Below are 26,646 nucleotides of genomic sequence, written 5' to 3'. Positions count from 1 at the left end.
CCTTGCGCGGCGCGCAGCACCAGCTGCTTGTCGACGTTCGCCATTTCCTCGCGCGCGATCAGCAGCATGCCGATGCCGGCCGAGTCGACGAACTCCAGCGCGCTGAGGTCGAGGATCTGGCGCTTGGCCTTGTTCTGCAACATCTCGCGGATGAGCGCGCGGAGCTTGGCATGGTCGTTGAAGGTGAGGCGGCCGCGCAACCGGACCACCGCATCCTGCTCCTTGACGTCGATTCCGTAGTCCATAGATCCGATGTCCCTGGTGGGTCCCTAGGAGGCCGCGCCGGGTAAAGGCGGGGGGCGGTTCAGAAAAGCTCGATGTCGCCGCCGGAACTGTCGTCCTGGCCCGCATCCACGTCAAGCGCGCCGTGCATGTCCAGCGCCGTGCCTTCCAGCAGCAGTTTGCGCACGAACCGTTCGCGCATTTCGCTCAGCTTGAAGCGGCCGAGCAGTCCGTCCAGCCATTCCTGCGGCAGCGGGATGTCGCCCGGCGGCATCTCGGCGCGGGTGCGGACCTCCAGGTCCTCCAGGCCGGCGGTGACGACGGTGAGGCTGTCATTGATGGCTTCCAGGCGCTGCTTGGTCAGGTCCTGGAACTGCATGCGGGTGACCATGTGGCCGATGGTCTGCGACATGTCGCCGGACGCGTGCGCGGCGGTCTCCAGCACGCTCTGGAAGTGCGCGGTCTGCTTGACCAGGCTCTCCATCGTTTTGTCGACGCGCTCCTTGGCCAGCATCTGCGGCGACATGTCGGTGTTGGCGATCTCGCGCAGGATGTCGTGGCCGTGCCGCACGCCGCTGACCACGGCGCCCACCTTGCTGCGCATGCGCTCGGCCAGTTCCGAGGTGGTCCGCGACAGGTGCCGCACCTCCTGCGCCACCACGGCGAAGGTCTTGCCGGCCTCGCCGGCCCGGCTCGCCTCGATGGTGGCGTTCAGCGCCAGGAAGTTGGTCTGCCGGTTGATGGCGTCGATGTCGCCGATCGACTTCTCCAGCTCGCCCACGTCCTTCTGCACGTCGTCCAGCAGGTAGACCATGCTCATGGCGCGCATGGACAGCTGGACGATGTTGGAGATCATCTCGGCGATCATCTCCTGCATGTGGTTGACCAGCTCGTCCAGCGGCACGCGCTCGCCGTCGATGGCGACGGAGCCGGCCATGGCGACGATCTCCTCCACGCGCCGCGACTGCTCCAGCGCCCGTTCCGCCAGATCGCGGAAGCGCGAGGAGAGGTCGAGCGTGGCGTCCTCCACCGTGTCGGAGGTGCGCGTCAGCTCGCCCTGGATCGCCTCGATCGTGCGGCGCTGCACGTCGGCGAAGCCCATCCAGGTGGCCAGCAGGTCGGTGTGCACGGCGATCTGGTCACGGCCGGCCGGGGCCGGGCCGTCCGGCCGGGGCGCCACCTGGGCCGCCACCGGGGCCGCCGCCGGCGCCGCGGTGGCGGCCGGTTCGCTGCGGGCGTGCCAGTTCAATGCCATGTCCTGCTCCTCAACTCACCCGCGCGCGCTCGCCGATGGCGTCGAACGCGCGCAGCATCTCCGCCGGGATCTGCGCCAGCGGCAGCTCGATGGCCACGCCGCCGGCCTCCTTCGCCGCGCGGGGCATGCCATACACCACGCAGCTGCTTTCCGTCTCGCCGATCGTGTAGGCGCCGCCGTCGCGCATGGCTTTCATGCCGGCCGCGCCGTCGCGCCCCATGCCGCTGAGGATCACCCCCACGGCGTTCGGCCCGGCGGCCTTCGCCACCGAATGGAACAGCACGTCCACCGAGGGGCGGTGGCCGCTTACGGCGGGCGAATCCTCGATGCGGCAGACGTAGCCGCCCCCTTCCTTGACCACCGCCAGGTGGCGGTCGCCGGGGGCGATGTAGACCGTGCCCTGCGTCAAACGGTCGCCGCTGGCGGCGACGCGCACGGCGGGTGCGCTCAGCTTGTCCAGCCGGGCGGCGAAGCTGGGCACGTAGCTGGGGCCCATGTGCTGGGTGATGACGATGGGCGGGCAGTCCGCCGGCATGACGGACAGCACCTCGCGGATGCGCTCCACCCCGCCGGTCGAGGCGCCGATGGCGATGAAGCGCGTGCCGGATCCCGCGCGGCGCGGGGTGGCCAGCACCGGGTGCGATGCCGGCGGGCGGCGCATGGACAGGCGCGCGGCGGCGGCGATGCGGATCTTCGCCGCCAGTTCGTGCGCCATCTCCTCGAACCCGTGACCTTCCGACCCGTCGGGCTTGGCGACGCAATCAACCGCGCCGATCTCCAGCGCGCGGATGGTGGCATCCGAGCCTTCCTGCGTGAGGGAGGAGACCATGACCACCGGGGTGGGGCGCAGCGTCATGATCTTCTCCAGGAAGGAGAGGCCGTCCATGCGCGGCATCTCGACGTCCAGCGTGATCACGTCGGGGTTGGTGGCCTTGATCATCTCGCGCGCCTCGTAAGGATCGCGGGCGGCCCCCACCACCTCGATCCCCGGTTCGCGGCCCAGGATGTCCTTCAGCATCTCCCGCATCAGGCTGCTGTCGTCGACGACGACGACGCGGATCGGTCTTGGCATCGTTCAATCCTCCCCGAACAGCTCGACGTCGCCCTCGATGGGCTTTTCCTTCAGCGTCGACCGGAAGCGCAGTTCCTGGTTGACGGTCTCCGACAGCGCTTCCGGCCGCAGCAGCTTGCGTATGGCGCGGCCGTTGTGCGGGAAGTAGTGGACGCGCCGCGCCGACGTGCCGCCCAGGTCCTGCCCGGCCAGCGTCAGCCCCTCGCGCCGCAGGTAGTCCAGCACGAAGGCGGCGTTCTGCCGGCCCACGTCCAGGCTGGAATCGATCACCCTGGCACCACCGAACACCTTCACCTCCAGCCGCGAGCGCCGGCCGCCGCGCGACAGGATCTCGTTGATCAGCCGCTCCATCGCCACGCTGCCGTAGCGGGACGCGGCGTCCGCCGCCCCCGTCTCCGTCTCCGGCACGTCGGGCAGCAGGAAGTGGTTCATGCCGCCCACCGCCGCCGCCGGGTCGTACACGCAGGCCGCCACGCAGGAGCCGAGGGTCGTCACCATCATCACGTCCGGCCGGTCGCTGACCAGGTGGTGGCCGAGGAAGACCTTCAGCGTGTGCGCCTGGAACTGCGGATTGTAATAGCTGCCGCCGTGACGAATCTCGGTCGAACGGCGGCGTGCGTCGGGCTTCATGCCCTAGAGCCTCCGGTAGATGGTCGGGCCGGTCTGGCGGAACGCGTTCGACACGCCGTACAGGCTTTCCGAGTGGCCAAGGTACAGATACCCGTCGTGGGTGAGAAGGCGGGCGAAATTCTCTATCACCTGCGTGCGCCCGACGCGGTCGAAATAAATGAGCACGTTGCGACAAAAAATCGCATCGAACGGCCCCTTCATCGGCCAGTGCTCCAGCAGGTTCAACGGCTTGAAGGTGATCAGCCGTTTCAGCTCGTCGTCCATGGCGAGCTTGGGCTCGCCGTCCTCGCCGCGCGTGCGGTGGGTGAAGCGGTCGCGCACGGACGGCGGGATGCCGGTGGCCGCGTCGGCGGCGTAGAGGCCGCGCCTGGCCGTCTCCACCATGTGCGTGTCGATGTCGGTGGCGAGGATCCGGGCGTCCCAGCGCCGCAGGTCCGGCATGGTGGAGGCCAGCACCATGGCGATGGTGTACGGCTCCTGCCCCGAGGAGCAGCCGGCCGACCAGATGCGCAGCCGCGGCTTGGACGCCTGCGCCTGCCGCTCGCGCGCTTCCGGCAGGAGAGTGCGGCCGAGGTGGTCGAAGTGGTGCGATTCCCGATAGAAGCTGGTCAGGTTGGTGGTCAGCGCGTTGACCAGATAGCCGACCTCGGCCGCGCCCTCGTCGCTCTCCAGCAGCGTGCAGTAAGCGTCGAAGTCCTTCAGCCGCAGGTCGCGCAGCCGCCGGGCGAGGCGGGAATAGACCATCTCCACCTTGTGCTCGGCCAGATGGATCCCGGCCAGCTGGTGGATCAGTCCGGCGATGAAGGCGAAATGCCGCTTCTCGAACGGAAATTCGCGGCGGGAGATGGTGGAGGCGGCGGTCATGGGGAAGGTTCCCGTGTGCGGGCCTTTGCCCCCTCCCTAACCCTCCCCCGCGTTGCTCTCGCCGGATCTTCGATCCGGCTGCCGCGACAGGCGGGCCCTTCGGACCCGCTGAGAGCGGGGGAGGGAACTCCGCCGCCAGCCATCAAACCCTCCACCTCGAAGAGGGGGAGGGTGGCGGAGCGCAAGCGAAGCCGGGAGGGGGCAAGTGACGTGCTCATCCCGTCACCTCACGCCGCCTGCCGGGTCTTGGCGCGCACGTCGCTTGCCAGCTTGTCCAGCAGGCCCAGCACCTCGCGCGAGATGCGCTCCAGCTCCTCCAGGGCGCGGCGCGCCTCGTTGGCGTCACCGGCCTCGTGCGCCTTCAGCGCGCGCTTGCCGGCGGCGTGGAAGCGGGCGTGCGGATCGGCCAGTTCGGCGTAGTAGACGCTGGAGCGCACCATCGGGTCGTTCACCGTGTCGTACCACTTGCCCAGGCGGCAGCCGTGGTGGTCGGCCAGCTTGTCGGCGGTTGCCTCGCCGGTGCCGGCGATGGCCTTGCGGACGTTCTCCAGGAAGGTCAGGTGGTCGATCTTGGTGTTCTCGATCAGCTGCACGTGGCGGGTCAGGTCGCCGCCGCGCCCGGCGGCCGAGGCGCGGTCGAGCGCGAAGAACGCCATCTGCTGGCGCAGCGCCCCCGCCTGCTCCTCCAGCGAGCGGGCGGCGGCGGTGCTCTCCTCGACCAGCGCCGCGTTCTTCTGCGTCATCTCGTCCATCTGGGCGACAGCGCCGTTCACCTCGTCCAGGCCGGAGGCCTGCTCGGCCGTGGCGCGGGCGATCTCGGCCACCAGCTCGGCCACCTGGGTGATGCCGGAGACGATGTCGGTCAGCGTCGCCCCGGCGCTGCGCACCAGCTCCACGCCGTCCTTCACCTGCGCCCCGGAATCGAGGATCAGGCTTTTGATCTCCTTGGACGCCTGGGCGGAGCGCTGGGCGAGGTTGCGCACCTCCTGCGCCACCACGGCGAAACCGCGCCCGGCGTCGCCGGCGCGCGCCGCCTCGACGGCGGCGTTGAGGGCCAGCAGGTTGGTCTGGAAGGCGATCTCGTCGATGACGCCGATGATGTCGCTGATCTTCTGCGACGACTGCTCGATGCGGCGCATCGCCTCCACGGCGCTGGCGGCGACCTTCCCGCCCTTCTCGGCGGCGCGCCGGGCGTCGGTGGCGAAGACGTTGACCTGCTGGGCGTTGTCGGCGTTGGAGCGGACGGTGGCCGCCAGCTGCTCCATGCTCGCCGCCGTCTCCTCCAGCGAGGACGCCTGCTGCTCCGTGCGCTCCGACAGGTCGAGGCTGCCGTCGGCCACCTCGCGGCTGGCCTGGGCGATGGTCTCGGCCGCGCCGTTGATGCGCTTCACGATCTCCGACAGCTTGTCGACGGTGGCGTTGAAGTCCTCCTTCAGGCGGTGGAAGACGCCCTCGTAATGCTTGTCGATGCGCCGCGACAGGTCGCCCTGGGAGAGCGATTCGAACAGCGAGGCCAACTCCTCCGTGGCGTCGGAGACGTTCTGCGCCAGCGTGTTGATGCCCTCGCTGACCAGCCGGAAGAAGCCGTCCTTGCCGCCCAGGTCGATGCGGCGGGAGAAGTCGCCGCGCACGGCGGCGTCGACCATGCCGCTGATCTCGTCCTCGATGGCCAGCTCGGCGGTCAGGTCGCGCCATTCGATGACGGTGCCCAGCCGGTCGCCGTGACGGCCGACCACCGGGTTGACGGTGGCGGCGAAGGTGCGCCCGCCGATCCGGATCCGCATGCGGTGCGTGCCGGTGAGGGCGGCCAGCATGCGCTTGGTGGCGGCCGCGTCCTTGTGGAACACGTCGATGCTGCGGCCGACCAGGGCGGCGCTGTCGAACTGCGGCAATTCCCTGCGGATGTCGGCCTCTGCCGCGCGGAACATGGCCACGATGGCCGTGTTGGCGTAGGTCACCACGCCCTCGTTGTCGGCCATCATGATGTTCGCCGACACGCGGTCGAGCGCGATGCGCGAGCGCAGTGCCCCCACCGATTCGTCCTTGAAGGCGGCGACGGCGCGTGCCATCTCGGCCAGCTCGTCGCGTCCCTCCGTGTAGGGCACGCTGACGTTCAGGTGGCCGTCGGTCAGGTCGGTCATCACCTTGCGGATGCCGTTGGCCGGCTCGACGATGGAGCGGGCGATGGTGCGCGCGGCGACGATGCCGATCAGCAGCGACAGCGCCGCCAGACCCAGCGTCAGGATCAGGCTGAAGCGGCCATCGTCGGTGGCGGACTGCCCCTCCGTGTCCTCGTCGGCGTGCGCGGCGGTGACGATGGCGGCCGCCGCCTCGGCGACGCGGGCACCGATCTTCAGCATCACCTCGTCGCGGTAGCGGTTGACCTCGTTCGTCAGACCGATGGTCTCGCGGAAGGCGGACTGGTAGGCGGGGTAGGTCTGCTCGATCTCGCGCAGGCGTTCGCGCTGCTCCGGACTGGCCGTGGCTGCCGCGGCGGCGCGGGCATGCGTGGCCATCTGCTGGAGGATGCCGTCGAAGCCGGGCAGGCCCGAGGTGTCGCCGGCACCCAGGAAGCGGCTGGCGATGAAGCGCGCCATGGTCCACTGGTTCACCGCCTTCTGGGCGGCCAGTTCGACCTCGCGCTCGCCGCCGGTCTCGGCCGCCTTCACGGTGTCGGTGAACAGCGTGGTGACGCGGCGGCCGACGGGGACCATGCGCTCCTGCTGGAGGCGGTCGAGCTGGGCACGCAGCGCCTGGACCTTGTCGAACTCCTGGTGGTACTCGGCGTGGGCGCGGTTGAACGTCTCGAAGCGCTGGGTGTGGCCGGAGGCGCGGATGATGTCGCGGGCGTCGGCGATGGTCTTCTCAATGGCGACGCGGCGCTGGCGCAGGCGGTCGACGAAGGCGGGATCGCCGGAATAGAGGTAGTTGCGCGCCTCGATGCGCAGGTTGGCCATGTCGGTCTCGAGGCCCTTGGCCAGGGTCGAGATGTCCGACGAGCGCATCAGCGCCTCGACGTGGGCGCCGCCGCGCGAGATGTTGAGCAGCGCCACCGCCGCCTGCGCCACGAGCAGCACCAGGACCAGCCCGAAGGCCAGCCACAGCCGCCGCGCGATCCGCATGTTCGAGACCAGTCCTCCGACCCCATTGGCCATCACACACGCTCCCGATTCTTTTTTGGATGTTGGGCCGTAGGTTGGGTTGAGCCGCGGGCGAAAACCCAACGCGCCGGCCGTGTCGAAGGGTGTCGGGTTTTCGGCTGCGCCTCGACCCAACCGACAAACCCTACTGGTGCTCCAGCGCCGGCGGCGCCTTGGCCAGGGCATCCTCGCCGCCGGCCTCGGCGGCGAACAGCTTCTCCACGCTCAGCAGCGTCACCATGCGGTGGTCGGCGGTGTAGAGGCCGCTGAGGTATTCGGCGTCCACCATGCCGCTGTCCACGTCGGGCGGCGGCTTGATCTCGTCGTGGCCGATGGCCAGGATGTCGGAGATGGCGTCCACCAGGATGCCGCGCGTGCGCTCGCCCACCTGGATCACCACCACCACGTGGCGCTTCGTCACCTCCGTCGCCCCGCCGCCGAAGCGGGCGCGCAGGTCGAAGATCGGGATGATGATGCCGCGCAGGTTGATCACGCCCCGCACGTAGTCCGGCAGGTTCGGCAGCCGGCTTTCCGGCGTCCAGCCGCGAATCTCGCGCACGGACAGGATGTTGACGCCGTACTCCTCGCTGCCCACGGTGAAGGTGACGTACTGCTCCTCGTGGGCGTTGGCGTTCGCGGCGGCATCCGTGCGGACGGCGACGGGGGCAAGCGCGGTCGAGCTGCTCATCATAGGCCTCAAACCGGTTCGAGTTCGGGGGGAGGAAGGGCGGCGACGGGACGTGTGGTGGAGGAGGAGTCGGCATGCCGGCTCATCTCGCGCAGCCCCGCGACGTCGAGGATGAGGGCGACGCGGCCGTCGCCCAGGATGGTCGCCGCCGCCACGCCGTCGAGGCGGCGGAAGTTGGCTTCCAGGCTCTTGATGACGACCTGCTGCTGGCCCAGCACCTCGTCCACCACGAGGCCGAGGCGGGACCCGTCCTCGGTCTCCACCAGCACCACCAGCGCCTTGGTGGCGTCGCCGACCGCGCCCGGAATGCCGAACAGCTGGTGCAGGTGAACGAGCCGCACGTATTCGCCGCGCGCCATCATCACGTCGCACTTGCCGACCAGGCCGTGCAGGTCGGCGGGCTTGGGCCGCAGGCTCTCGACGATGTTGGTGAGCGGCAGCACGAAGCGCTCCTCGCCCACCGAGATCACCATGCCGTCGAGCACCGCCAGCGTCAGCGGCAGCGACAGCACGAAGCGCGATCCCTCGCCCGGCGTCGAATAGACGCCGATGCGCCCGCCCAGCGAGGTGATGTTGCGGCGCACCACGTCCATGCCCACGCCGCGGCCGGAGATGTTGGAGACCTTGTCGGCGGTGGAGAAGCCGGGCAGGAAGATCAGGTTGTCGATCTCCTCGTCCGACAGGTTGGCCCCGGCCGGCACCAGCCCCTTCTCGATGGCCTTGGACAGCACGCGCGCGCGGTTGATGCCGCGCCCGTCGTCGGCCACCTCGATGACGATGCGGCCGGAGCGGTGCTGGGCCGACAGGTGCACGGTGCCCTGGCGCGGCTTGCCGATGCGCTCGCGCTCGTCGGGGCCTTCCAGCCCGTGGTCGATGGAGTTGCGGATCATGTGGGTCAGCGGGTCGACGAGGTTCTCGACGACCGTCTTGTCCACCTCCGTCGTCTCGCCCGAGGTGACGAGGCTGACCTCCTTGCCGGTTTCCGTCGCCAGTTCGCGCACCAGGCGCGGCATGCGGCTGAACACGCTGGACACCGGCTGGGCGCGGATGGACATCACGCTCTCGCGCAGCTCGCGCGTGTGCTGGGCCAGCTGCTCCAGCCCCTCAAGCAGCTCCTGGAACTCGCCCGGCGGCAGCTCGCGCACGTGCTCGGCGATCATCGCCTGGGTGATGACCATCTCGCCGACCATGTTGACCAGCCGGTCGATCTTGTCCAGGTCGACGCGGATGGTGTGGCTGGTCAGCCCGGCATGCTCGTTGCCCCCGGCGCGCTTCACCGGCGCCTCCGGCGGCTTGGGCGGCGGCGCCACGGCGCCGGGTGCGGCGGCGGGTGCGGGAGCGGCGGCGGCCGGCGGCGGCACGATCTCGGTGCTGGGCTCCGGCGCGGCTTCCGGTTCCGGCGCCGCGGCAATGGCGGGCGGCGGGGCCTCGGCGGTGATGCGGATGTCGCACTCGTCGGCGACGAACTCGAACACGTCCTCGATGGCGGCGCGGTCGACGCCCGGCTCGGCCAGCAGCGTCACCGTCCAGGTGAGGAACAGCAGCTCCGGCTCCAGGTTGGCCAATGAGGGCAGCTGTTCCTGGTGGCACTCGATGGTGGCGTCGCCCAGGCGGCGGAGTGCCCGCAGCATGAACGTCGGCTCGTTGCCGGACATCAGCAGCTCCGCCTTCGGGCGGAAGACGATGGTCCAGCGGATGCGGCCGGATTCCTCGTCCGCGCGGGCGGCGGCGATGGCGGCCATGGCGTCGCCGAACAGCCCGGCCTCGCCGTCCTCCTCGTCCGGATAGGCGGCGGGGGATGCCGGCGCCTCGGCCACCGGATCCGGCTCCGCGTGCGCCTCGCCGGACTGGTGGCGGCGCAGCTGCGCCACCACGGCGTCGGTGGTGCCGGCGGGGGCCGGCGTGCCCTCGCGCGCGTAGGCCAGCATCTGGCCCAGCACGTCGTTGGCGCGGATCAGCGTGTCGACCAGTTCGGTGGTGACGGCGATGGTGTTGTTGCGCACGCCGTCCATGACGGTTTCGAACTCGTGCGCGAAGGCCACCAGGTCGGTGAAGCCGAAGGCGCCGCCGCCGCCCTTGATGGAGTGCACGGCGCGGAAGATGGCGTTCACCTCGTCGTTGTCGACGGCGCCGGGCGTGAGGTTGAGGAGCCCGGTTTCGGCGACCGCCAGCAGTTCGGCGCTTTCGTCGAAGTAGGTCTGTTTGAAGCGGCTCAGGTCTTCCACGGGCGTGCCTCCTAGAGCGGCTGACGGATCAGCCGCACACCTTCTGCACCACGGAGATCAGCTTTTCCGGGTTGAAGGGCTTGACGATCCAGCCGGTGGCGCCGGCGGTGCGCCCCTCGGCCTTCTTCTTCTCGTCCGATTCGGTGGTCAGCATCAGGATGGGCAGCGTCCGGTGCGCCGGCGCCGCGCGCAGCCGCTTGATCAGCGTCAGCCCGTCCATCACCGGCATGTTCAGGTCGGTGATGACGAGGTCCACCTTGTTGGCGGCGATGACGGTGAGCGCCTGCTGACCGTCGCCGGCCTCCAGCACGTCGTACCCGGCGCCCTTCAGCGTGAACGTCACCATGTCGCGCATGGTGCGTGAATCGTCGACGGTCAGGACCTTCTTCTTCACGAACGGCTCCATTGCTTCAGCCAGGGCGTCAGGCCAAGGTCGTCGCACGCCTCCACCAGCACCTCGGAGGGCTGGAGGATGGCGAACGCCGCCCCCTGTTCGGCGGCGTGGCGGGATGCCACCAGCAGTGCCTGCACGCAGGCGGTGCTGACCCGCTCCACCGCGTCGGCCTGCACGGTGACCGCGTCGGCGGTGGCGAAACCGTGCCGCAGGCTGTCCACCAGCGGCTGCGCCATCGGCAGGTCGAGGTCGCTGGGCAGGCCGATGCGCGCCTGGCCTCCCTCCTCGCTCCACTTGATGAGTGTCACCGCATACATCTCCATGGGGTGCCGCGCGCCAACGCGGCTGCCGGCGGCCCTATGCCCGGCATTTTGCGGAAAAGCTGCCAGACTACGGATAAGGATTCGTTAAGGGGCTAGCCCGAAAGGCAGAGTCCGGTGGCGGCGGGCGCGTCAAATCTGCGACCTTTCGCCCGATGCCTCCGCCACCCGCTCGCGCGGGCGGAAGCGCAGCGCCGTCCAGGTGCCGTCCACCGCCTCGCTCGCCACGGCGTCGTAGCCGAAGGCGGCCATCGCCTGCTCCACCGCCGCGCGCGACAGTTCCCCCATGGCGGATGGCGTGGCGGACGGCGCGTCCTTGGGAAAGGCCACCCACAGCACCCCGTCGAACGCCGCCTCGCTGACCGCGACGGGGGCGTAGGCGTCCAGCGCCGCGCGGTCGCGCACGAAGACGATCAGCCAGTCGGCCGCCGCCGCGCCGGATTCGTTGACGTGCACGCCGTCGGGCAACGCGTCGAACAGCGGCTTCACCGCCTTGGGCACGTTGACCAGCCGTGCGCGCTGGCCGGGCTGGAGGAGCAGCGTCTGCGCAAGCGTCGTGTCGGTCATGGCGCCGCCGGGGGAGGGGGTGGGACGAACGGAGCGGGGATTATGCCACGGATGCGGAGGGATGACAGGCCAAACGGCGGACCTCCGTCGAACGGGTGAACCACACGGCGCGCCGCGTGTTGTCCCCGTCATGCAGGCCCCTGACGAGTTCCCCCTGTACAGCCCGGGCGAGCGGGTGGCCGACGGGCTGGTCCACGCGGTCGGCGTCCCCGCCGGGCTGATCGGCGCCGTCTGGCTGCTGGCCGCGGCGGGAACCAAGGCGACGCCGGGGGAGCTGGCCTCGCTGGCCGCCTACAGCCTGGGTCTGGTGGGCATGCTGTCGGCCTCGGCCGGCTACAACCTGGCGCGGCGCGGTCGGCGCAAGGCGATGCTGCGGCGCCTGGACCACGCGATGATCTTCGTGATGATCGCCGGCACCTACACGCCCTTCCTGCTGAAGGGGCTGGGCGACACGGCGACCGGCGTGGCGCTGTTCGCCGTCGTGTGGGGCGTGGCGCTGACCGGCGCCGTCCTGAAGCTGGCCTGCCCCTGGCGGATCGAGCGGGCGAGCCTGATCCTCTACCTCGGCCTCGGCTGGGTGGTGGTCGTGGTGGCCGAGCCGATGAGCGCCGCCCTGTCCTCCACCGCGTGGCAGCTTCTGGCGGCGGGCGGCCTGCTGTACACGGCGGGCGTGGCCTTCCACGTGCTGGACCGGCTGCGCTACCACAACGCGCTGTGGCACCTGACGGTGCTGGGCGCGGCCGCCTGCCACTTCGCCGCCATCAGCGCGGAGTACGTGCCCGCCTGAGTGACGGCCGGTCAGCCGCCGAAGCTGAAGGTGAAGTCGTTCAGCGTGGCGCCGCCGTGGCCCAGCAGGGTGACGACCTTGTAGGGATCCTGGCCGCCGGCCCCGTCGGTGTCGACGTACAGCATGGCGTCGGCACCGCTGGTGCGGATCGACACGTTGGCCAGCGAGCGCGTCCACACCGACAGGTCAATGGTGTCGCCCCGCTGGTAGTCGGCAATGACGGTGGTGTTGGCGGCGCGTGTGTGCACGTCGTACTTGCCCTGGATCTGGAAGGTGTCGAACCCGTCGCCACCGATCATCAGGTCGCCGGCCAGCGTGTCGTTGCCGGCTCCGCCCCACAGCGTGTCGCTGTCGCCGCCGCCTTCCAGGTAGTCGTCGCCCAGGTTGCCCCACAGCTCGTCGTTGCCGTAGGCGCCGTACAGCGCGTCGTTGCCCTGTCCGCCGAACAGCGTGTCCCGCCCGCTGCCGGCCTGGAGCGTGTCGTTGCCCAGGTTGCCGTACAGCCGGTTGTCCCCCTGCTCGCAGGTGATGAGGTCGTTGCCCTGTCCGCCGAAGATGGTGTCGTTGGTCACCATGGGCGTTAGCCCCTGGGAGCCCCAGATCACGTCGTTGCCGGTGTTGCCATAGATGAGGTCGCTGCCGTCCCCGCCGTCGATGATGTCGGCTTCGCCCATGCCGAAGATGATGTCGGCGCCCTGGAAGCCGCTGATGAACTCGGCTACCCCGGTGCCGGTGAGGACGTCGGCGCCGGTCGTGCCGGTGATCCAGGATGTGGGAAGAGCCACGGCATAGCTCCTTTCAGCAAAAAGGTCCGCAGCGTTCCTCGGGAACGCCGGAATTACGGTGGGACGCCGGCGCGCGACCGGCGCGGGACCCGCCCGTGGGAGTGCTTTACCTGGAAGCACCCCAGCCTGCAACCACATGGCGCACAAGAAACGTGATCGCACCTTTTGGGCCCGACGTTGGGGCCGGGCCGCCGGCGCGCCCTCACCGCCCCATGGCGCCGATGGCCTGCCGGCGCTGGTCCGGGCAGCCATCGGTGGCGAACAGCCCGGTGGTGCGCGCGGCCGGCGCGTTGGCCGGCTGCAGCGCCAGCACCGCCTCCAGCCGCCGCCGCTCCGCGACCATCCCGTCGAACCGCCGCGCCAGTTCGTCGAGCACCAGCGCCTCCACCCCGCCGGCCAGCGCCGCCTCCAGCAGCGGCGTGCGCAGGTCGATGGCGCCCCACCCGCAGATCTCGTGCGTCACCGCCTCGTTCGCCGCCGCGTCCGCGCGGGCCAGCCACCGCTCGACCAGCAGGCGCGCGGGCGGGTCGGCCAGGGCGGGGATGGGGAGGAGGGTGGGGAGAAGGAAAGCGAGGGTAGAAAACGTCTTCATATCGGCGTATGTATAGCGGTGGACCCGCGACAGGATCGCCAAGAAAAAGATGATGCGCCACCACACATTATGTGGGGTGTCCCTGAACAAATCGTACATGGATTTTCTGTCGCCCATCCGACGACAACATTCGGATGGAGGCGTTCGGGCAGGCATTGCGTGACCGTGCGCGGGCACTCGGGCTGACGCTGTCCGAGGTCGCCCGCCGTGCTGGCATGAGCGAACGCCGCTTCGGCAACTACGTCACCGGTCGCCGGGAACCGGATTTTGCAACCCTGCTGCGCATCTGCCGCGTGCTGGCGACCACGCCGAACGACCTGCTGGGGGTGGGAGAGGCGGCGGACATATGTGAGGAACGGGCGACGGCCGAGGAGCGCGAGCGCCTGTGGGACGAACTGCTGATGGTGGCGCGTGCGTTATCGGATGACGATCTGCGGCTTGTGATCCGGCAGCTGGTGGCAGTGTTGGAGCATCGGCGGATCACGAATTTCAGAAGTGGAGCGTAATTTAGGCGCGTCGGGCCACAAGCATGTTGCCGGCTGGCGTGCGTTTGCCTATTCAGGATAAAATCTGTCCTTGTTCGGGCGCTGTATTGAAGAGACGGGATCTTGGGTATCGACGTCGGCCCTGACCTGCGTGTCGTCTTCTCGAAGGAACACGAGAAGCGCGTCGTAACCGATCCGAATCGCAATCCCGTGCTTCAGCAGGTCGGCGACTTTCCTGTGCTCAGCATCTTTCGCCGGGTGAAGACGGGCGACAAGGACCGCGACGGCAATCCCCTGATCTATGCCCTCAAGCGGAAGCGCGGCTATCGAATCGGGTTCCGCTCGGCCTCGGAACTCTGGCGCGCGGCTCACGCGATTCTGCCGCAGATCGTTGCAGCCGTTGAATGCGACATGATCGTTCCGCTGCCATCCTCATCGAACATCGCCGGCTACGTCGCGCGGGCGATCCAGCGTGCGTATGGCGCCAACGCGCCGGAGATCCGGGCGCTGTTCGAGAAGGCGACCGTGGGGGAGGCTCTTCGCAGGATGGTTCCTCCCGATCAGGTGGAGCCGAAGCTGCGGCGCGAATATGGTTCCTATCTGCACACGCTGCACCGTCTGCCGACCGGGGCGCATGTCCAGATGAAGGAGGTTTCGCCGCAGATCCGGCATCTGGTTCCCAGCGTGACGCCGATTGCCTCGCTGCATGGCTTGGATGGTTGCCGCGTGATGCTGGTCGATGATTTGTTGTCCACCGGGTCCACGTTCATGTCGGCGAGAGCGTGTCTCGATCAAGCGAATGTGCGCATGGTCTTTGGTGTTTGTCTCCTGAGCGGTCTGGGATCGGTGCGGACCGACATCCGCAGTCATCTGCAAACGCTGCAGGATGAGACCCAACCAGGAACTGCGGGGTAAAAATCTGCAGGCCGATCACCTTGACGATCCTGCAGGGGGTGCTTAATCTGTCTTCCATGTCGAGAGACAGACCGCACATACGCCATGCGGTCTCAAAATATCAGGTGTTCCGCAAGGGGCATTGGTCCGGGCAAGCGCCTTCGAGCGAGGCCAAGCCATAAGGGCGCAGTATCGCTCAGTCGGGGACCGGCCGACAAGAATTCGAGGCGGGGCCGAAAGGCTCCGCCTCAGTTCGTTCTGGGCTCGGTGACCTTTCCAGTCCCCCGTAAACCCCCTCACCCGGCGCTGCGCGCCGACGTCTCCCCAGGGGGGAGAGGTTGGGGTGGGTGCCCCTCTGTTTGACAAAAATCCTAGGCTCTGCCACCCTCAATCCGTTGCGGGCCGTGGCGCCCGGTGGCGGAAGAACACGGGGTGGCGAAAAGTGACACACCTGTCCAAAGCGTATCATCGTGTAACATTGGGTAACATTTCCTACAGTGCTCCGCCCGCTGCCGGCACGGCCGCGCGGGGGATGGCAAAGCGGAAGGTCGCCCCTCGGCGCGTCGGCGCCCTCGCGGCTTCCCTTGCTGCCGTTTCCTGGCAGTATGGCGCCTCCCGTCTCCCGCGAAGGTCCTCGCCCCGTGTCGCGCGCCGAACGATTGCTCGACCTCATCCAGATCCTGCGGCGGCATCGCCGGCCGGTCAGCGGGCGCACGCTGGCCGAGGAGCTGGGCGTCAGCCTGCGCACGCTGTACCGCGACATCGGCGCGCTGCAGGCGCAAGGGGCGCGCATCGACGGGGAGCCGGGCATCGGCTACCTGCTGCGGCCGGGGTTCCTGCTGCCGCCGCTGATGCTGTCGGAGGAGGAGATCGAGGCGCTGGTGCTCGGCTCGCGCTGGGTGGCGGAGCGGGGGGACGCGCGGCTGGCGGGGGCGGCGCGCGACGCGCTGGCGAAGATCACCGCCGTGCTGCCGCCGGACCTGCGCGACGGGGCCGACGCCACCGCGCTGCTGGTCGGGCCGGGGGAGCGCATCGCCACGGGGGAGGTGGACGTCGCCGCCATCCGGCAGGCGATCCGGGGGGAGCGGCGGCTCGTCATCCTCTACCGCGACGCGGGCGGGAAGGAGAGCAGCCGCACGGTGTGGCCCTTCGCGCTGGGCTTCTTCGACAAGGTGCGGGTGATGGTGGCGTGGTGCGAGTTGCGCGGCACCTTCCGGCACTTCCGCACCGACCGCATCGCCGGGCTGACGGTGACCGGCGAGCGCTACCCGCGCCGGCGCGCGGCGCTGTTGAAGGAATGGCGGGCGGCGGAGGGCATCGCTGCTGACAGAAACTGACAGCATGTGGCGGTAAGGTCCGTGCATCGACCAACCCAACGAGGGAAGCCAAACGATGTTCGACCAGACCTTCATCCTCCTCTACGTCGACAGCCCGGCCGCCAGCGCCGACTTCTACGCCCGCCTGCTGGGCCGCGACGCGCTGGAGGCGTCGCCGACCTTCGCGATGTTCGCGCTGGGCTCCGGCGTCAAGCTGGGCCTGTGGGCGCGCCACACGGTGGCCCCGGCGGCCATGGCGGCCGGCGGCGGCGCCGAGATCGGTTTCCCGGTGCCGGACGCCGACACGGTGCGCACGGTGCACGCCGACTGGGCCGCCCGCGGCCTGACCATCGCCCAGGCGCCGACGGAGATGGACTTCGGCACCACCTTCGTGGCGCTGGACCCGGACGGGCACCGCCTGCGCGTCTTCGCCCCCGGTGCCGAGTAAGGGGGGCCGAGCGATGGCGGGCGCCTGGATCGCCGTGGCCTCGGCGGAGCATGTGCGGCGCGGGCGCGCCGGCGGCTTCATGCAGGTCTGCCACGGCAAGGCGGCCCCCCTGCGCCGGATCCGGCCGGGGGACCGCGTGGCCTACTACTCGCCCACCGAGGTGTTCCGCGGGCCGGGCCGGCTGCAGGCCTTCACCGCGGTCGGCACCGCGCACGGCGGGGAGCCGTACCAGGTGGACATGGGCGGCGGCTTCCACCCCTTCCGCCGCGACGTGACGTGGCTGGACGCGGCGGGCGAGGCGCCGATCCAGCCGCTGCTGGGCACGCTCGGCTTCACGGCGGGGGTGCGCAACTGGGGCTACCAGCTGCGCTTCGGGCTGTTCGCCGTGGACCCGGCCGACCTCGACCTCATCGCCGAGGCGATGGGGACGCGGTTTCCCGGGTGACGCCCCCGCCGCCCGCGGCTCGGCACCTCAGTTTGTCAGCCAGGGGAAGGGGCCATCCACAACGAACTTGCCGGTGACGTCGCCGGACAGGTCGGGATGGCCCTTCAGCGCCAGCCGGCGGGCGCGGGTGCCCTCCGACAGGTCGAGCTGGCCGATGTTCACCCACATCACCGACGGGGTCCAGGCGGACTCGTAGTAGTAGCGCTTGGCCTTCGGGTCGGCGGCGGTGCGCCAGATGGTGGTGGCGATGTTCGGCTTCTGCGGGTCCTTGATGCCGATCGGCACGGAGACGGCGCGGATCACCGACAGCGCCGCCGCGGTGGCCTTCTGCGTGTCGTCGTACTTGTCCGCCGCGTTGACGTAGTAGTCGGCGCGCACGAAGCGGTCGGCGGCGCGATGCGTGCCCGGCAGCATGGCCGTGCTGCCGACGTCCTTCCAGTAGGTGTTGATGGCCAGCTGCTGGTCGAAGGTGGGGGAGTTGGTCATCGTCCCGTAGTCGCGGCCGTGATGGATGACCAGCTTGCCGCCGATGTACTCGAAGATGGCGGTGTCGCCGGAGATGTCGGACAGCGCCAGATGCGCGCCGGCCTTGTCGCCGGTCGGCATCGGCGGGGCGATGACGCGGAACGGCTCTTCCTTCAGGGCCTTCACGGCTTCGGCGACGGTGGCGAAGTTGTCCAGCGCGTACTGCAGCCACGCGCCGACGGACAGGGTGGGCAGGTTGGCCTTTTCCTTGTCCTTCTCCTTGGTGTCGTACTCGGCCTCGCCCAGGTAGAGCATGTTGCCCATCAGGCCGGCCTCGTTCATGCCGTCCACGGTCGCCATGTCGTACAGCGAGGCGGTGACGGAGCCGAAGCGCGACGTCCAGCGGATCGAGCCGGCGTCGATGCCGCCGTCGCGCTTCATGCCGCGCGGGTAGGCCCAGATGTCGGTCGAGGTGTCCTCGGTCCAGTCCAGGCTGCGGGCGATGACGGGGTATCCCTTGGCGCCCTTGTAGAAGATGCGGGTGCAGGCATCGGCGGCCGGCGCGGCCAGACCGAGGACGAGGGCGAGACCGATCAGCGCTTTCTTGTGGGACATGACGGCTTCCTCCGGATGATTGGTTCCAGAGGGGAAAAGGCTCCATGCAATGTAGGGTTAACAATATACGTTATAATGCAAAATGAATCAAAATGAGTCCATGTGAATACCTGAGTATGGAAGCTGATGTTCAGCGGGCCGCGCCGGCACCGCCGGCCAGCGGGGCGGGGGCATCCGCGACCTGCGCGTAGGGGATGGCGAAGCGGAAGGTGGCGCCCTGGCCCGGCGCGCTGTCCACGCGTATGCGGCCGCCCAGGTGCTCGACGATGCGCTTGCAGATGGCGAGGCCAAGGCCGGTGCCCTGCGGTTTGTCGGTCATGGTGTCGCCCACTTGGCGGAAGCGGTCGAAGACGACGGCGTGGTGCTCCGGCGCGATGCCCGGCCCGTCGTCGGTGACGGAGACCTCGACGCCGTCCGCCACCGCCGCCGCGCGCACCGCCACGTGGCCGCCGTCGGGCGTGAACTTGGCGGCGTTGGACAGCAGGTTGACCACCACCTGCACCAGCCGGTCGTCGTCGCCCTCCACCGGGGGCAGGGCATCGGGCAGGTCCACCGCCAGGGTCACGTCCTTGTCGCGGAACAGCTGGCTGGTGGCGGCGGCGGCCTGCTCCACCACGGCGCGCAGGTCGACGGGGCCGATGCGCCATTCCACCTCGCCGGCCTCGATCTTCGCCATGTCCAGCACCTCGTTGATGAGGCGGGTCAGGCGCTCGCTCTCCTTGATGATGATCGACAGGAACTCGGCCCGCTGGTCGGGGTCGAAGTCGGGGTTGTCGTGCAGGATCTCCGACAGCGCGCGGATGGAGGTCAGCGGCGTGCGCAGCTCGTGCGTCACGGTGGACAGGAACTCGTCCTTCAGGCGGTCCAGCTCCTTCAGCCGCTCGTTGGCGGCGCGGAGCGCGGCCGAGGTGCGCTCCAGCTCCGCCGTCTTGTGCTCCAACTGGCGGGAGTACTCGATGACGTGGCTGGTCTCGTCCAGCATGCGCATCAGCTCGGGCACGCTGACCTCGCCGCCCTTGACGGCCGACGCCAGCGCCACGCGCGCCGATGCCGCGCCGATGGCGCCGGCCAGCAGGCGTTCGGCCAGCCGCACCAGCTCAGCCCCGGCGCGGCGGTTGGGCTCCAGCGTGCGGCCGCTCCGCGCGGCGTGCTGGGTGAACGCGGCTTCGGCGCGCTCGGGTCCCACGAAGCGAGCGACGATGCGCTGCAGCTCGCCCACCGTGGCGTTGCCGCGCCACTGGCCGGCCACGGAGGCCGCCTCGCCCTTCTGCTCGTACACCTCGACGAAGGCCGTGGCCTGCGCCCGCTCGCCCAGTCCCGGCCGGTCGAGCAGGGAGACGGCGACGAACAGGCCGATGTTGAACAGCATGCTCCAGAACAGCGCGTGCGTCAGCGGATCCAGCCCGTCCAGGCCGAACAGCGCGTAGGGGCGCAGCAGCGCCAAGCCCCACGGCCCCGCCGCGATGAACGCCTCCGGCAGCCAGCCCGACCGCGCGAAGGACGGCAGCAGCAGCGTGTAGGCCCAGGCCAGAATGCCGGCGCTCAAGCCCGCCAGGGCACCCCGCCGGGTGGCGCCGGTCCAGTAGATGCCGCCCACCAGCGGCGGCGCGAACTGCGCCACCCCGCAAAACGAGATGAGCCCGATGGCGACCAGCGCGTACGCCGACCCGGCGAAGCGGAAGTAGGCGTAGCCCAGCAGCAGGATGGCGACGATCGCCACCCGGCGGATCAGCAGCAGCAACGGCGACAGGTCCGCCACCCGCTCCAGCTTGTCATGCCGGAAGCGCAGCAGAAGCGGCATGACGAGGTCGTTGCACACCATGGTGGACAGGGCGATCGCCTCGACGATGATCATGCCCGTGGCCGCCGACAGGCCGCCGATGAAGGCGAACAGCGCCAGCGCGTCCTGCCCCGCCGCCAGCGGCAGCGCCACCACGAAGACGTCCGGGTCGACGCTGCGCCCGGGGAAATGCAGCAGCCCCGCCGCCGCCACCGGCAGCACGAACAGGTTGATCAGCAGCATGTACAGCGGGAACAGCCACAGCGCGCGGTTCAGGTGCCGCTCGTCCACGTTCTCGATCACCATGACCTGGAACTGGCGCGGCAGGCACAGCACGGCAGCCATCGCCAGCAGCGTGTTGGTCAGCCATGCCCCGTCGCCCAGCGCGGGTGCGGAGGTGAACAGCCGCGCGATCTCCGGATGCTCCAGCGCGCGGCCGAACAGCGCGCCGGCCCCCTGGTGCAGCCCCCACACGACGAAGCCGCCGACCGCCAGGAAGGCCAGCAGCTTGACCACCGATTCGAAGGCGACGGCGGCGACCATGCCCTCGTGATGTTCGGCCGCGTCGATGTGGCGGGTGCCGAAGACGATGGCGAAGGCGGCCATCAGCACCGCGACGTAGAAGGCGTTGTCCAGCACGAAGGGCAGCCGCAGCCCGCCGGTCAGTCCGGTCGGATCGCTGCCCGTCAGCACGTCGAAGCTGACCGCCACGGCCTTCAGCTGCAAGGCGATGTAGGGCGTCACCGCGATGACCGCCGTCACCGCCACCAGCGCCGCCAGCCCCTGGCTGCGCCCGTAGCGCGACGCCAGGAAGTCGGCGATGGAGGTGGTGCGCTGCACCTTGGCGATGCGCAGGATCTTGCGCAGGACCAGCGGTCCCAACACCATCAGCAGGGTAGGGCCCAGGTAGATCGGCAGGAACCCGATGCCCAGCGACGCCGCCCGCCCGACCGACCCATAAAACGTCCAGGTCGTGCAGTACACCGCCAGCGACAAGGCGTACACGTACGGCGAGGCGATGACGCTGCGCCGCCCGTCCGCCCGCCGGTCGGCCCAGTACGCCACGGCGAACAGCACGGACAGGTACGCGAAGGAGGTGGCGACGACGGCGGGCCAGGGCATTGGTCAGCCCCCGCGTTCCACGTGCAGCGCCACGAACAGGACGACCACGGCCCACACCGCGAAGATGTAGACGTACAGCAGCGGCAGGCCCAGCACCGTGTCGCCGGCGCCGAACACGCGCAGCAGCGGCGGGTTGAAGGCCACCAGACCCAGCAGCAGCACGGCCAGCAGGCGGTCCAGCCGGAACCGCGGCGGGCCGGCCGGGCCGGGCGCGCTCAAAAGGCGCGCTCCCGCTGCGCCAGTTCGACCAGGATGTTGGCGCCGCGGATGGCGTCGTCCAGCGTGCGGATGCCGCGCTCGCGCAGCATGTCGACCATGCGCAGGAACACCGCCGCCGTGACCAAGCTATCGCCCAGCGCCGTGTGACGGTCCACCACCTCGATCCCCAGGCGCTGGGCGATGCCGTCCAGCGTGTGGTCGCCGTCGTCGCCCTGCAGCATGCGCGACAGCAGCATGGTGTCCAGCACCGGGCAGTCGAAGCGCACGCCCGCCGCCTTCTCCTTCATCTTCAGGAATTTCAGGTCGAAGGCGGCGTTGTGGGCGACGATCACGGCGCCGGAGACGAAGGCGCGGAACTGCGGCAGCACCTGGGCGATGGCCGGCTTGTCGGCGACCATGTCGTCGGTGATGTGGTGGAAGGGGATGGATTCCGGCGGGATCTTGCGGCCGGGGTTGACCAGCTGGTTGAAGGTCTCGCCGGTCAGGATGCGGCCGTTGACGATGCGCACGGCGGCAATCTGGATGATCTCGTCGCCGTTGGACGGCGACAGGCCGGTGGTCTCCGTGTCGAAGACGACGTAGTGCAACGCCTCCAGCGGCGTGCGGCCCAGCTCGCTGGTGGCCAGCGGCTGGTGCAGCAGGCTAAAGTCGAAGAACTCCGGCCGGGCCGAGGTGCGCGCCGCCTGCGCGTGGGCGTGCGCGGTGGGCGGCGACAGGGCCGGCGGCAGCGGGACGCGCAGCCGGGCACAGCCCTCGCGGCCCTTCGGCGCCTCGCTCCACAGCGTGCTCTTGTGGTGCATCAGCACGTCGCCGACGCTCAGCCCGCCCAGCGCGTCGGGCAGCGGGTGGTCCAGCCAGCCGTCCACCGTGCCGCTGGGCAGCGGCGTGCCCTGCCACGTGATGTCCATATAGACCCACTGGCCCTCGTGCTCGGCCGACAGGTCGAAGCCGGCGACGCCGGTCAGCTCGTGAATCCGGCGGATCAGATGGTCGAACAGCACGACCAGGCTGAAGCTGTCGCAATGCACCCACTGCGGCAGGCCGGTCAGCGTCACGCCGTACCCCGCCTCCGCGCCCACCCGGTGGCGCACGAGGTTGCCGAGGTTGGCGGAGTGGATGTCGCTCATCGGCCAGGAGCCGGTCATCACGCTGCGGTAATCGTCCGTCACTTGCTCCAGCCGCTCGGACAGCGCGTTGCAGGTCTCCAGCATCGCCGATTCGAAGCTGCGGCGGGACTCCGCGTCCAGGTCCGGGGTGTCGGACAGCGTCTCCAGCGCCGCGCGCAGGTTGGCGATGGGGCCGCGGAAGCCCTCCGTCGCCTCGCGCAGCAGCTTGTCGCGCTGGCCCAGCGCCGCCAGCTCGCCGGTGGCGTCCTGCAGCGTGATGACGTAGCCGGTGATGGTGGGCGGCGCGTCCGGATCGGTGCCGTCCTGCAGGATGACGCTCATGCGCCCTTCCAGCAGGATGCGGCCGTCCACCGTGCCGCCGACGAACTGCGCCGTGGTGCCGTGCGCGTGCGTGCGGTGCCGCCCCTCGCGCACACGCAGGGTCAGGCGCTCCAGCGTGTGGTTGATCGGCTCGGCCAGCACGAAGTGCAGCAGCGAGCGGCCCAGGCCGAGGTCGCCGGTCAGGCGCAGCAGGTTCAGCGCCGTCTGGTTGTACAGCAGGATCTGGTGCTTCAGGTTGCAGACCAGCACGCCTTCGTGCAGGTCGCGCAGGATGGCGCCCAGGCGGCCCTTCTGCTCCTCCGCCTTGGCGGTCGATTCGGCCACCGCCCGGTCGATGTCGTGGCGCGCCGCCGCCAGCTTGTCGCCCAGCGTGTTGACGGCGCGCGCCAGGAGCGCCAGGTCGCCGTAGCGCTCCACCGGCACCCGCGCGGCGGCGGTGCCGTGGGCGATCATGCCGGCCTCGCGCGCCAGGGTATGGCCGGCGCGCAGCAGGTGGCGGTCGACCACCCACCACAGCCCGCCGACGGCGGCGGCGGAGGCGGCGGCCATCAGCACGGCGTAGGTGGTCAGCGGGTCGGGTGTGGCGTCGCGCAGCGCCCAGCCGGCGCCGGCGGACAGCGCCACGAGGCTGGCCCCGGCGGCCTTGAAGGCCAGGGGCACCAGCCGGCGCGTGGCGGGGACGGCGTGCGGGGCGGGGCCGGTGCCGGCGTCGGCGCCCGGCACGGTCACGGATGCGCCCCCAGGGTGTGGGACTGTGCTTGCTCCTGCGCCGGTTCGTGCGGGCCCAGGTACTTGCGCACCGTAGCGACGAGGTCGCGGGTGGAGAAGGGCTTGGTGATGTAGTCGGTGGCGCCCAGCGCCATGCCCTTCTGCCGCTCCACGTCGCGGCTCTTGGCCGTCAGCATGATGATCGGCAGGTCCTTGTGCGCCGGGTTGGCGCGCAGCGACTGGCACACGTCGAAGCCGTCGCGCTTGGGCATCATCGCGTCGAGCAGGATGAGGTCGGGTGCCGCGGCCTCGACCGCCTGCATCGCCTCCTCCCCGTTGCGGGCGACGCGCACGTCGTATCCGGCCTTCTGCAGCAGGACCTGCAGGGAAAGCACAATGCTCGGCTCGTCATCCGCGACCAGGATCGTCGGCTTCATGACGGCGCGTCCTCCGTTCGGTTGGCCGCTTTGGACCAATCTTGTTGTTTGTATAAAGCTATACCCTAGACGCCCCTATGGTAGCGGCATCGGCGACGCCAGATCAAGCCGAAGCCCTTTCCCGCAATGGGGAAAAGGGGGGTCGTCAGCGCGCGCTGACGACCATGGGCGTCAGGCCGAAGGCGGCCTTCAGTTCGCCCGCCACGCGGGCGGCGTCGTCCTTGGACTCATAGCCGCCGACGCGCACCACCTTCCATTGCGTCTGCGCGCCGTCCGTCCAATCCATGGTGTAGGCGCGGAAACCCCTGGCGTTCAGCTTGCCGCTCAACGCCTCGGCGTTCTCCGCCTTCTGGAAGGAGCCGAGCTGCACCGCATAGGCGCCGGACGGGGCGCCGGCCGGGCGCCGGGGGGCCGGGCGGGCGGCGGCCTCGGCCGGGGCGGGCCGTTCCTTGCGGGCATCCTTGCCGGCCGCCGTGGGCTTGGGCGACAGCATGGCCTGCAGCTCCGCCGTGTCCGGCTTGGCCGGCGCACCCTGCGGCGGCTCGGCGGGCGGCGGAGCGCTCTGGGAGGGCGTGGCCGCCACGGTCGCGGTCGGGACGGTCGCCGTCTGGGCCGGCGCGCTCGACACCGGGGTGCCGGTCGGCGGTGCGGCGGGCTTGGGCGCCTCGGCCACGGCGGGCGTCGCCTTGACCGCCGCCGGGGGAGCCGGCGGCGTGGCGGTGGCCGCCGGAGCAGCCGGTGCCGCCACGGGTGCCGGTTCCGGTGGCGAGACCGGCTTTGCTGTTTGCAGCGTCAGGCGCGGCGGTTCCGCCGGGGCGGAGACCGGCTCGGGCGCCGACTTTGCAGGGGCCGGGGCCGGCGGCATGGCGGCCGGGCCGGGGGTAGGGGCGCGGGCGATCAGCGGCTCCGGCGCGGCGCCGGCATTGGCGGCGGTGCCGGGCGCGCGCAGCACCAGCGGCGGCGGGGCCGCGGGCGAGGCGCCGCCCTGCGGCGGCATCACGGCGGGCGCCGGGCCGGGCGCCGGGGCGGCGATGGGCGCGGGCTTCACCGCCGCCGTCTCCACCTGCGCCTCGTTGTTGCGCTGGTCCAGGTAGACCACGCCGGCGCCGACGCCGGCGGCGGTCAGCAGGGCCGCGGCGATCTTGCCGAAGGGAATGCGGCGGCGCTCGACCTCTTCCTCCCCGCCGTCGTCCCCGCCATCGTCCTCGTCGTCGAGGTCGAGCGGTTCGTCGTCGGCACGCGCACGCGGATCGGCCCGCAGGTCGTCCTTCAGGTCGTCCCGCAGGTCTTCGTTCAGCGTGCGCAGAAGCCGCGCGATGTCGTCGTGGGTGTTCGACTCCGTCGCGTCGTCCGCCTTGGTGGTGGCGGCCTTCATCTCGTCCTTGAAGGTCACGATGGGGGGCGCCCCCGGAAAATGCAAAGCGGCGTCACCACCGGCGGGCGGCGACCATGTGGAGTCCTTCTACAATAATTCGCCGTTCCTTCAAACGGCGATGCGACATCATGCCGTGGAAAACGGCGGACCATTTTGAAACACCCCCATCGAATCCGCATCCGGTCCGCATCCGGCAAACCCGCATCGGGCCGGCGTCGGGCCGTCCGGGCCGGGTTTGAGCATTGGCTGATTTGAGCATTGGCTATTATGGTTAACTATGCGTTAATCATGATGATGCACTGTGCTCCCGACATATGTGCGAAGAGAGGTGCGGGAAAGGTTGGCGAACATGTCTCGGAACCGCGCCCGCCCCGACGTTTCGCATCCGCCGGCCGCACCGTCGGCAACGGTGCCCGGCGAACTGGTTCGGGAGGTCCCTTGCGGCTGACCAGGGAAGCGCGGGGCCGCATCGGCATGTTGGCCCTGGCCGTCGTCGTGCCACTGCTGGCGTTCGGCAGCGCGTCCGTCTACGTCATCGCGTCCCAGCACCGTCAGGCCATCGTGCGCACCGTCCAGCAGACCGCCGAAGCGGCCATGGCGTCGGTGGAGCGGGAACTGGCCGACCACGTGGGCGACGCCGAGGTTCTGGCGGCCCTGGCGGACACGGACCTGAACCGCGGCGGCCCGTTCGAGCGGCAGACCGAAAAGGTGATGCAGGTCCGCAGCGGCCGCTGGATGAACGTCGTCATCGCCACCCGCGAAGGCCAGATCTACAACCACCATTCCACGCGGTACGGGCTGCCCCTGCCGCCGGCCCGGTTCGCCGCGCTGGACGCCCAGGTGATGGAGAACGGGCGCACGCACGTATCGGGTGTCCGCCCCCGCAACGACCGCTACCCCGAGCCCTACCTCACCATCCGGGTGCCGATCCGGCCGGCCAGCGGGCCGGTCACCCACCTGCTGGTCGTGGTGGTGCGGGCTTGGCAGGTCTCGCTGGCCGCCCGGGCCGCGGCGCCGCCGGAAGGCTGGCGCGTCGGCATCACCGATCCCGACGGGATCATCGTCGGGCGCGCCACGGCCGCCGACCCCAACGACGCGCTGGTCGGCGTCCGCAGCGTCCTGCCGAACGACACCCCCGAAGGCGAGGTGGTGCCGATCGTGGCGCCGGACGGGCAGCAGCTGTACGCGGGCACCGCACGCTCGCGCCTGTACGCCGGCTGGGCGGCCAACGTGGGCCTGCCGATGGCCGCGCTGGACGGTCCGCTGGCGGCGACGCGCTACTCCGTCGCGGTGGGCGGGCTGGTGGCGGTCTCCCTCGCCATGGCGCTGGGCGTGATGCTGGTGCGGG

The 26,646-nt window shown here is 70.1% G+C and carries 26 protein-coding genes; 7 read left to right on the top strand and 19 right to left on the bottom strand.

Annotated features, from left to right (window positions below):
- From VED21_RS01380 to VED21_RS01330, 11 genes are all read right to left on the bottom strand, one after another.
- Positions 1–245, bottom strand: a 245-nt coding sequence (locus VED21_RS01380; protein ID WP_324880511.1) for an STAS domain-containing protein, incomplete at its 3' end; no start/stop codon positions are given.
- Positions 246–304: 59 nt separating this feature from the next.
- Entirely contained in the window at positions 305–1,477 is a 1,173-nt protein-coding gene (locus VED21_RS01375) for a methyl-accepting chemotaxis protein (protein ID WP_324880510.1), read from the bottom strand.
- 10 nt (positions 1,478–1,487) lie between these two features.
- Positions 1,488–2,549 carry a chemotaxis response regulator protein-glutamate methylesterase gene (locus VED21_RS01370; protein WP_324880509.1) on the bottom strand — a complete coding sequence of 354 codons (1,062 nt, stop codon included), beginning with the start codon at positions 2,547–2,549 and terminating at the stop codon, positions 1,488–1,490.
- A gap of 3 nt (positions 2,550–2,552) precedes the next feature.
- Entirely contained in the window at positions 2,553–3,179 is a 627-nt protein-coding gene (locus VED21_RS01365; RefSeq protein ID WP_324880508.1) for a chemotaxis protein, read from the bottom strand.
- 3 nt (positions 3,180–3,182) lie between these two features.
- On the bottom strand, positions 3,183–4,043 hold the full coding sequence (locus VED21_RS01360) for a protein-glutamate O-methyltransferase (protein WP_324880507.1): 861 nt from the start codon (positions 4,041–4,043) through the stop codon (positions 3,183–3,185).
- Positions 4,044–4,270: 227 nt separating this feature from the next.
- A complete protein-coding gene (locus VED21_RS01355; protein WP_324880506.1) occupies positions 4,271–7,198 on the bottom strand; it encodes a methyl-accepting chemotaxis protein in 2,928 nt (975 codons plus the stop codon).
- 130 nt (positions 7,199–7,328) lie between these two features.
- Entirely contained in the window at positions 7,329–7,871 is a 543-nt protein-coding gene (locus VED21_RS01350; protein ID WP_324880505.1) for a chemotaxis protein CheW, read from the bottom strand.
- Between the two features lie 8 nt (positions 7,872–7,879).
- Positions 7,880–10,096 carry a chemotaxis protein CheA gene (locus tag VED21_RS01345; RefSeq protein ID WP_324880504.1) on the bottom strand — a complete coding sequence of 739 codons (2,217 nt, stop codon included), beginning with the start codon at positions 10,094–10,096 and terminating at the stop codon, positions 7,880–7,882.
- A 28-nt stretch (positions 10,097–10,124) separates the two neighbouring features.
- Positions 10,125–10,502, bottom strand: a complete 378-nt coding sequence (locus VED21_RS01340; RefSeq protein WP_324880503.1) for a response regulator — start codon at positions 10,500–10,502, stop codon at positions 10,125–10,127.
- On the bottom strand, positions 10,487–10,807 hold the full coding sequence (locus VED21_RS01335; protein ID WP_324880512.1) for an STAS domain-containing protein: 321 nt from the start codon (positions 10,805–10,807) through the stop codon (positions 10,487–10,489). The genes VED21_RS01340 and VED21_RS01335 overlap by 16 nt, the downstream gene beginning before the upstream one ends.
- A 135-nt stretch (positions 10,808–10,942) precedes the next feature.
- The gene (locus tag VED21_RS01330) at positions 10,943–11,377 is read right to left on the bottom strand and encodes a hypothetical protein (RefSeq protein ID WP_324880502.1); all 435 of its coding nucleotides are present in this window, start codon (positions 11,375–11,377) and stop codon (positions 10,943–10,945) included.
- Between the two features lie 130 nt (positions 11,378–11,507).
- Between VED21_RS01330 and trhA the strand changes: the two genes are divergently transcribed.
- Positions 11,508–12,164: a PAQR family membrane homeostasis protein TrhA gene (gene trhA / locus VED21_RS01325; RefSeq protein WP_324880501.1), complete on the top strand. Its 657-nt coding sequence runs from the start codon at positions 11,508–11,510 to the stop codon at positions 12,162–12,164.
- A gap of 11 nt (positions 12,165–12,175) precedes the next feature.
- Here trhA and VED21_RS01320 read toward each other — a convergent pair whose 3' ends face one another.
- Positions 12,176–12,949 carry a calcium-binding protein gene (locus tag VED21_RS01320; protein ID WP_324880500.1) on the bottom strand — a complete coding sequence of 258 codons (774 nt, stop codon included), beginning with the start codon at positions 12,947–12,949 and terminating at the stop codon, positions 12,176–12,178.
- Positions 12,950–13,151: 202 nt separating this feature from the next.
- Positions 13,152–13,541, bottom strand: a complete 390-nt coding sequence (locus VED21_RS01315) for a hypothetical protein (RefSeq protein WP_324880499.1) — start codon at positions 13,539–13,541, stop codon at positions 13,152–13,154.
- A 134-nt stretch (positions 13,542–13,675) separates the two neighbouring features.
- Between VED21_RS01315 and VED21_RS01310 the strand changes: the two genes are divergently transcribed.
- The 5 genes from VED21_RS01310 to VED21_RS01290 all read left to right on the top strand — a co-directional run bounded on the left by VED21_RS01310 (position 13,676) and on the right by VED21_RS01290 (position 17,129).
- Positions 13,676–14,047, top strand: a complete 372-nt coding sequence (locus tag VED21_RS01310; protein WP_324880498.1) for a helix-turn-helix transcriptional regulator — start codon at positions 13,676–13,678, stop codon at positions 14,045–14,047.
- Positions 14,048–14,149: 102 nt separating this feature from the next.
- Positions 14,150–14,941 carry a phosphoribosyltransferase gene (locus VED21_RS01305; protein WP_324880497.1) on the top strand — a complete coding sequence of 264 codons (792 nt, stop codon included), beginning with the start codon at positions 14,150–14,152 and terminating at the stop codon, positions 14,939–14,941.
- Positions 14,942–15,561: 620 nt separating this feature from the next.
- Complete coding sequence (locus VED21_RS01300) at positions 15,562–16,257, top strand: YafY family protein (RefSeq protein WP_324880496.1); 696 nt, start codon at positions 15,562–15,564, stop codon at positions 16,255–16,257.
- 55 nt (positions 16,258–16,312) lie between these two features.
- A complete protein-coding gene (locus VED21_RS01295; protein ID WP_324880495.1) occupies positions 16,313–16,684 on the top strand; it encodes a VOC family protein in 372 nt (123 codons plus the stop codon).
- Between the two features lie 13 nt (positions 16,685–16,697).
- Positions 16,698–17,129 (top strand): EVE domain-containing protein, encoded by a 432-nt coding sequence (locus VED21_RS01290; RefSeq protein ID WP_324880494.1) that lies wholly within the window; start codon positions 16,698–16,700, stop codon positions 17,127–17,129.
- 27 nt (positions 17,130–17,156) lie between these two features.
- On the opposite strand, the gene VED21_RS01285 is transcribed toward VED21_RS01290, so the two are convergent.
- The 6 genes from VED21_RS01285 to VED21_RS01260 all read right to left on the bottom strand — a co-directional run bounded on the left by VED21_RS01285 (position 17,157) and on the right by VED21_RS01260 (position 25,316).
- Complete coding sequence (locus tag VED21_RS01285; RefSeq protein WP_324880493.1) at positions 17,157–18,209, bottom strand: linear amide C-N hydrolase; 1,053 nt, start codon at positions 18,207–18,209, stop codon at positions 17,157–17,159.
- 130 nt (positions 18,210–18,339) lie between these two features.
- Positions 18,340–21,111 carry a sensor histidine kinase gene (locus VED21_RS01280; protein ID WP_324880492.1) on the bottom strand — a complete coding sequence of 924 codons (2,772 nt, stop codon included), beginning with the start codon at positions 21,109–21,111 and terminating at the stop codon, positions 18,340–18,342.
- A 3-nt stretch (positions 21,112–21,114) separates the two neighbouring features.
- The gene (locus VED21_RS01275) at positions 21,115–21,330 is read right to left on the bottom strand and encodes a hypothetical protein (RefSeq protein WP_324880491.1); all 216 of its coding nucleotides are present in this window, start codon (positions 21,328–21,330) and stop codon (positions 21,115–21,117) included.
- A complete protein-coding gene (locus VED21_RS01270) occupies positions 21,327–23,507 on the bottom strand; it encodes a 3'-5' exonuclease (protein ID WP_324880490.1) in 2,181 nt (726 codons plus the stop codon). Before VED21_RS01270 ends, VED21_RS01275 begins: the two co-directional genes overlap by 4 nt.
- Positions 23,504–23,923 (bottom strand): response regulator transcription factor, encoded by a 420-nt coding sequence (locus VED21_RS01265; protein ID WP_324880489.1) that lies wholly within the window; start codon positions 23,921–23,923, stop codon positions 23,504–23,506. The genes VED21_RS01270 and VED21_RS01265 overlap by 4 nt, the downstream gene beginning before the upstream one ends.
- 145 nt (positions 23,924–24,068) lie before the next feature.
- On the bottom strand, positions 24,069–25,316 hold the full coding sequence (locus VED21_RS01260) for an SPOR domain-containing protein (RefSeq protein WP_324880488.1): 1,248 nt from the start codon (positions 25,314–25,316) through the stop codon (positions 24,069–24,071).
- A gap of 420 nt (positions 25,317–25,736) precedes the next feature.
- On the opposite strand from VED21_RS01260, the gene VED21_RS01255 reads away from it, so the two are divergent.
- Positions 25,737–26,646 (top strand): cache domain-containing protein (locus VED21_RS01255; protein ID WP_324880487.1); only part of this gene is annotated, 910 nt, incomplete at its 3' end.

Origin of the sequence: Azospirillum sp., assembly GCF_035627195.1 — a bacterium.
Lineage (GTDB): Bacteria > Pseudomonadota > Alphaproteobacteria > Azospirillales > Azospirillaceae > Azospirillum.
This window is presented reverse-complemented; position numbering and strand designations above follow the sequence as displayed.

Excerpts from the sequence above, each read along its gene's own strand:
- VED21_RS01375 (WP_324880510.1), bottom strand. The coding sequence starts at position 1,477 with ATGGCATTGAACTGGCACGCCCGCAGCGAACCGGCCGCCACCGCGGCG.
- VED21_RS01370 (WP_324880509.1), bottom strand. The coding sequence starts at position 2,549 with ATGCCAAGACCGATCCGCGTCGTCGTCGTCGACGACAGCAGCCTGATG.
- VED21_RS01365 (WP_324880508.1), bottom strand. The coding sequence starts at position 3,179 with ATGAAGCCCGACGCACGCCGCCGTTCGACCGAGATTCGTCACGGCGGC.
- VED21_RS01360 (WP_324880507.1), bottom strand. The coding sequence starts at position 4,043 with ATGACCGCCGCCTCCACCATCTCCCGCCGCGAATTTCCGTTCGAGAAG.
- VED21_RS01355 (WP_324880506.1), bottom strand. The coding sequence starts at position 7,198 with ATGGCCAATGGGGTCGGAGGACTGGTCTCGAACATGCGGATCGCGCGG.
- VED21_RS01350 (WP_324880505.1), bottom strand. The coding sequence starts at position 7,871 with ATGAGCAGCTCGACCGCGCTTGCCCCCGTCGCCGTCCGCACGGATGCC.
- VED21_RS01340 (WP_324880503.1), bottom strand. The coding sequence starts at position 10,502 with ATGGAGCCGTTCGTGAAGAAGAAGGTCCTGACCGTCGACGATTCACGC.
- VED21_RS01335 (WP_324880512.1), bottom strand. The coding sequence starts at position 10,807 with ATGTATGCGGTGACACTCATCAAGTGGAGCGAGGAGGGAGGCCAGGCG.
- VED21_RS01330 (WP_324880502.1), bottom strand. The coding sequence starts at position 11,377 with ATGACCGACACGACGCTTGCGCAGACGCTGCTCCTCCAGCCCGGCCAG.
- trhA (WP_324880501.1), top strand. The coding sequence starts at position 11,508 with ATGCAGGCCCCTGACGAGTTCCCCCTGTACAGCCCGGGCGAGCGGGTG.
- VED21_RS01315 (WP_324880499.1), bottom strand. The coding sequence starts at position 13,541 with ATGAAGACGTTTTCTACCCTCGCTTTCCTTCTCCCCACCCTCCTCCCC.
- VED21_RS01310 (WP_324880498.1), top strand. The coding sequence starts at position 13,676 with ATGGAGGCGTTCGGGCAGGCATTGCGTGACCGTGCGCGGGCACTCGGG.
- VED21_RS01295 (WP_324880495.1), top strand. The coding sequence starts at position 16,313 with ATGTTCGACCAGACCTTCATCCTCCTCTACGTCGACAGCCCGGCCGCC.
- VED21_RS01290 (WP_324880494.1), top strand. The coding sequence starts at position 16,698 with ATGGCGGGCGCCTGGATCGCCGTGGCCTCGGCGGAGCATGTGCGGCGC.
- VED21_RS01285 (WP_324880493.1), bottom strand. The coding sequence starts at position 18,209 with ATGTCCCACAAGAAAGCGCTGATCGGTCTCGCCCTCGTCCTCGGTCTG.
- VED21_RS01280 (WP_324880492.1), bottom strand. The coding sequence starts at position 21,111 with ATGCCCTGGCCCGCCGTCGTCGCCACCTCCTTCGCGTACCTGTCCGTG.
- VED21_RS01265 (WP_324880489.1), bottom strand. The coding sequence starts at position 23,923 with ATGAAGCCGACGATCCTGGTCGCGGATGACGAGCCGAGCATTGTGCTT.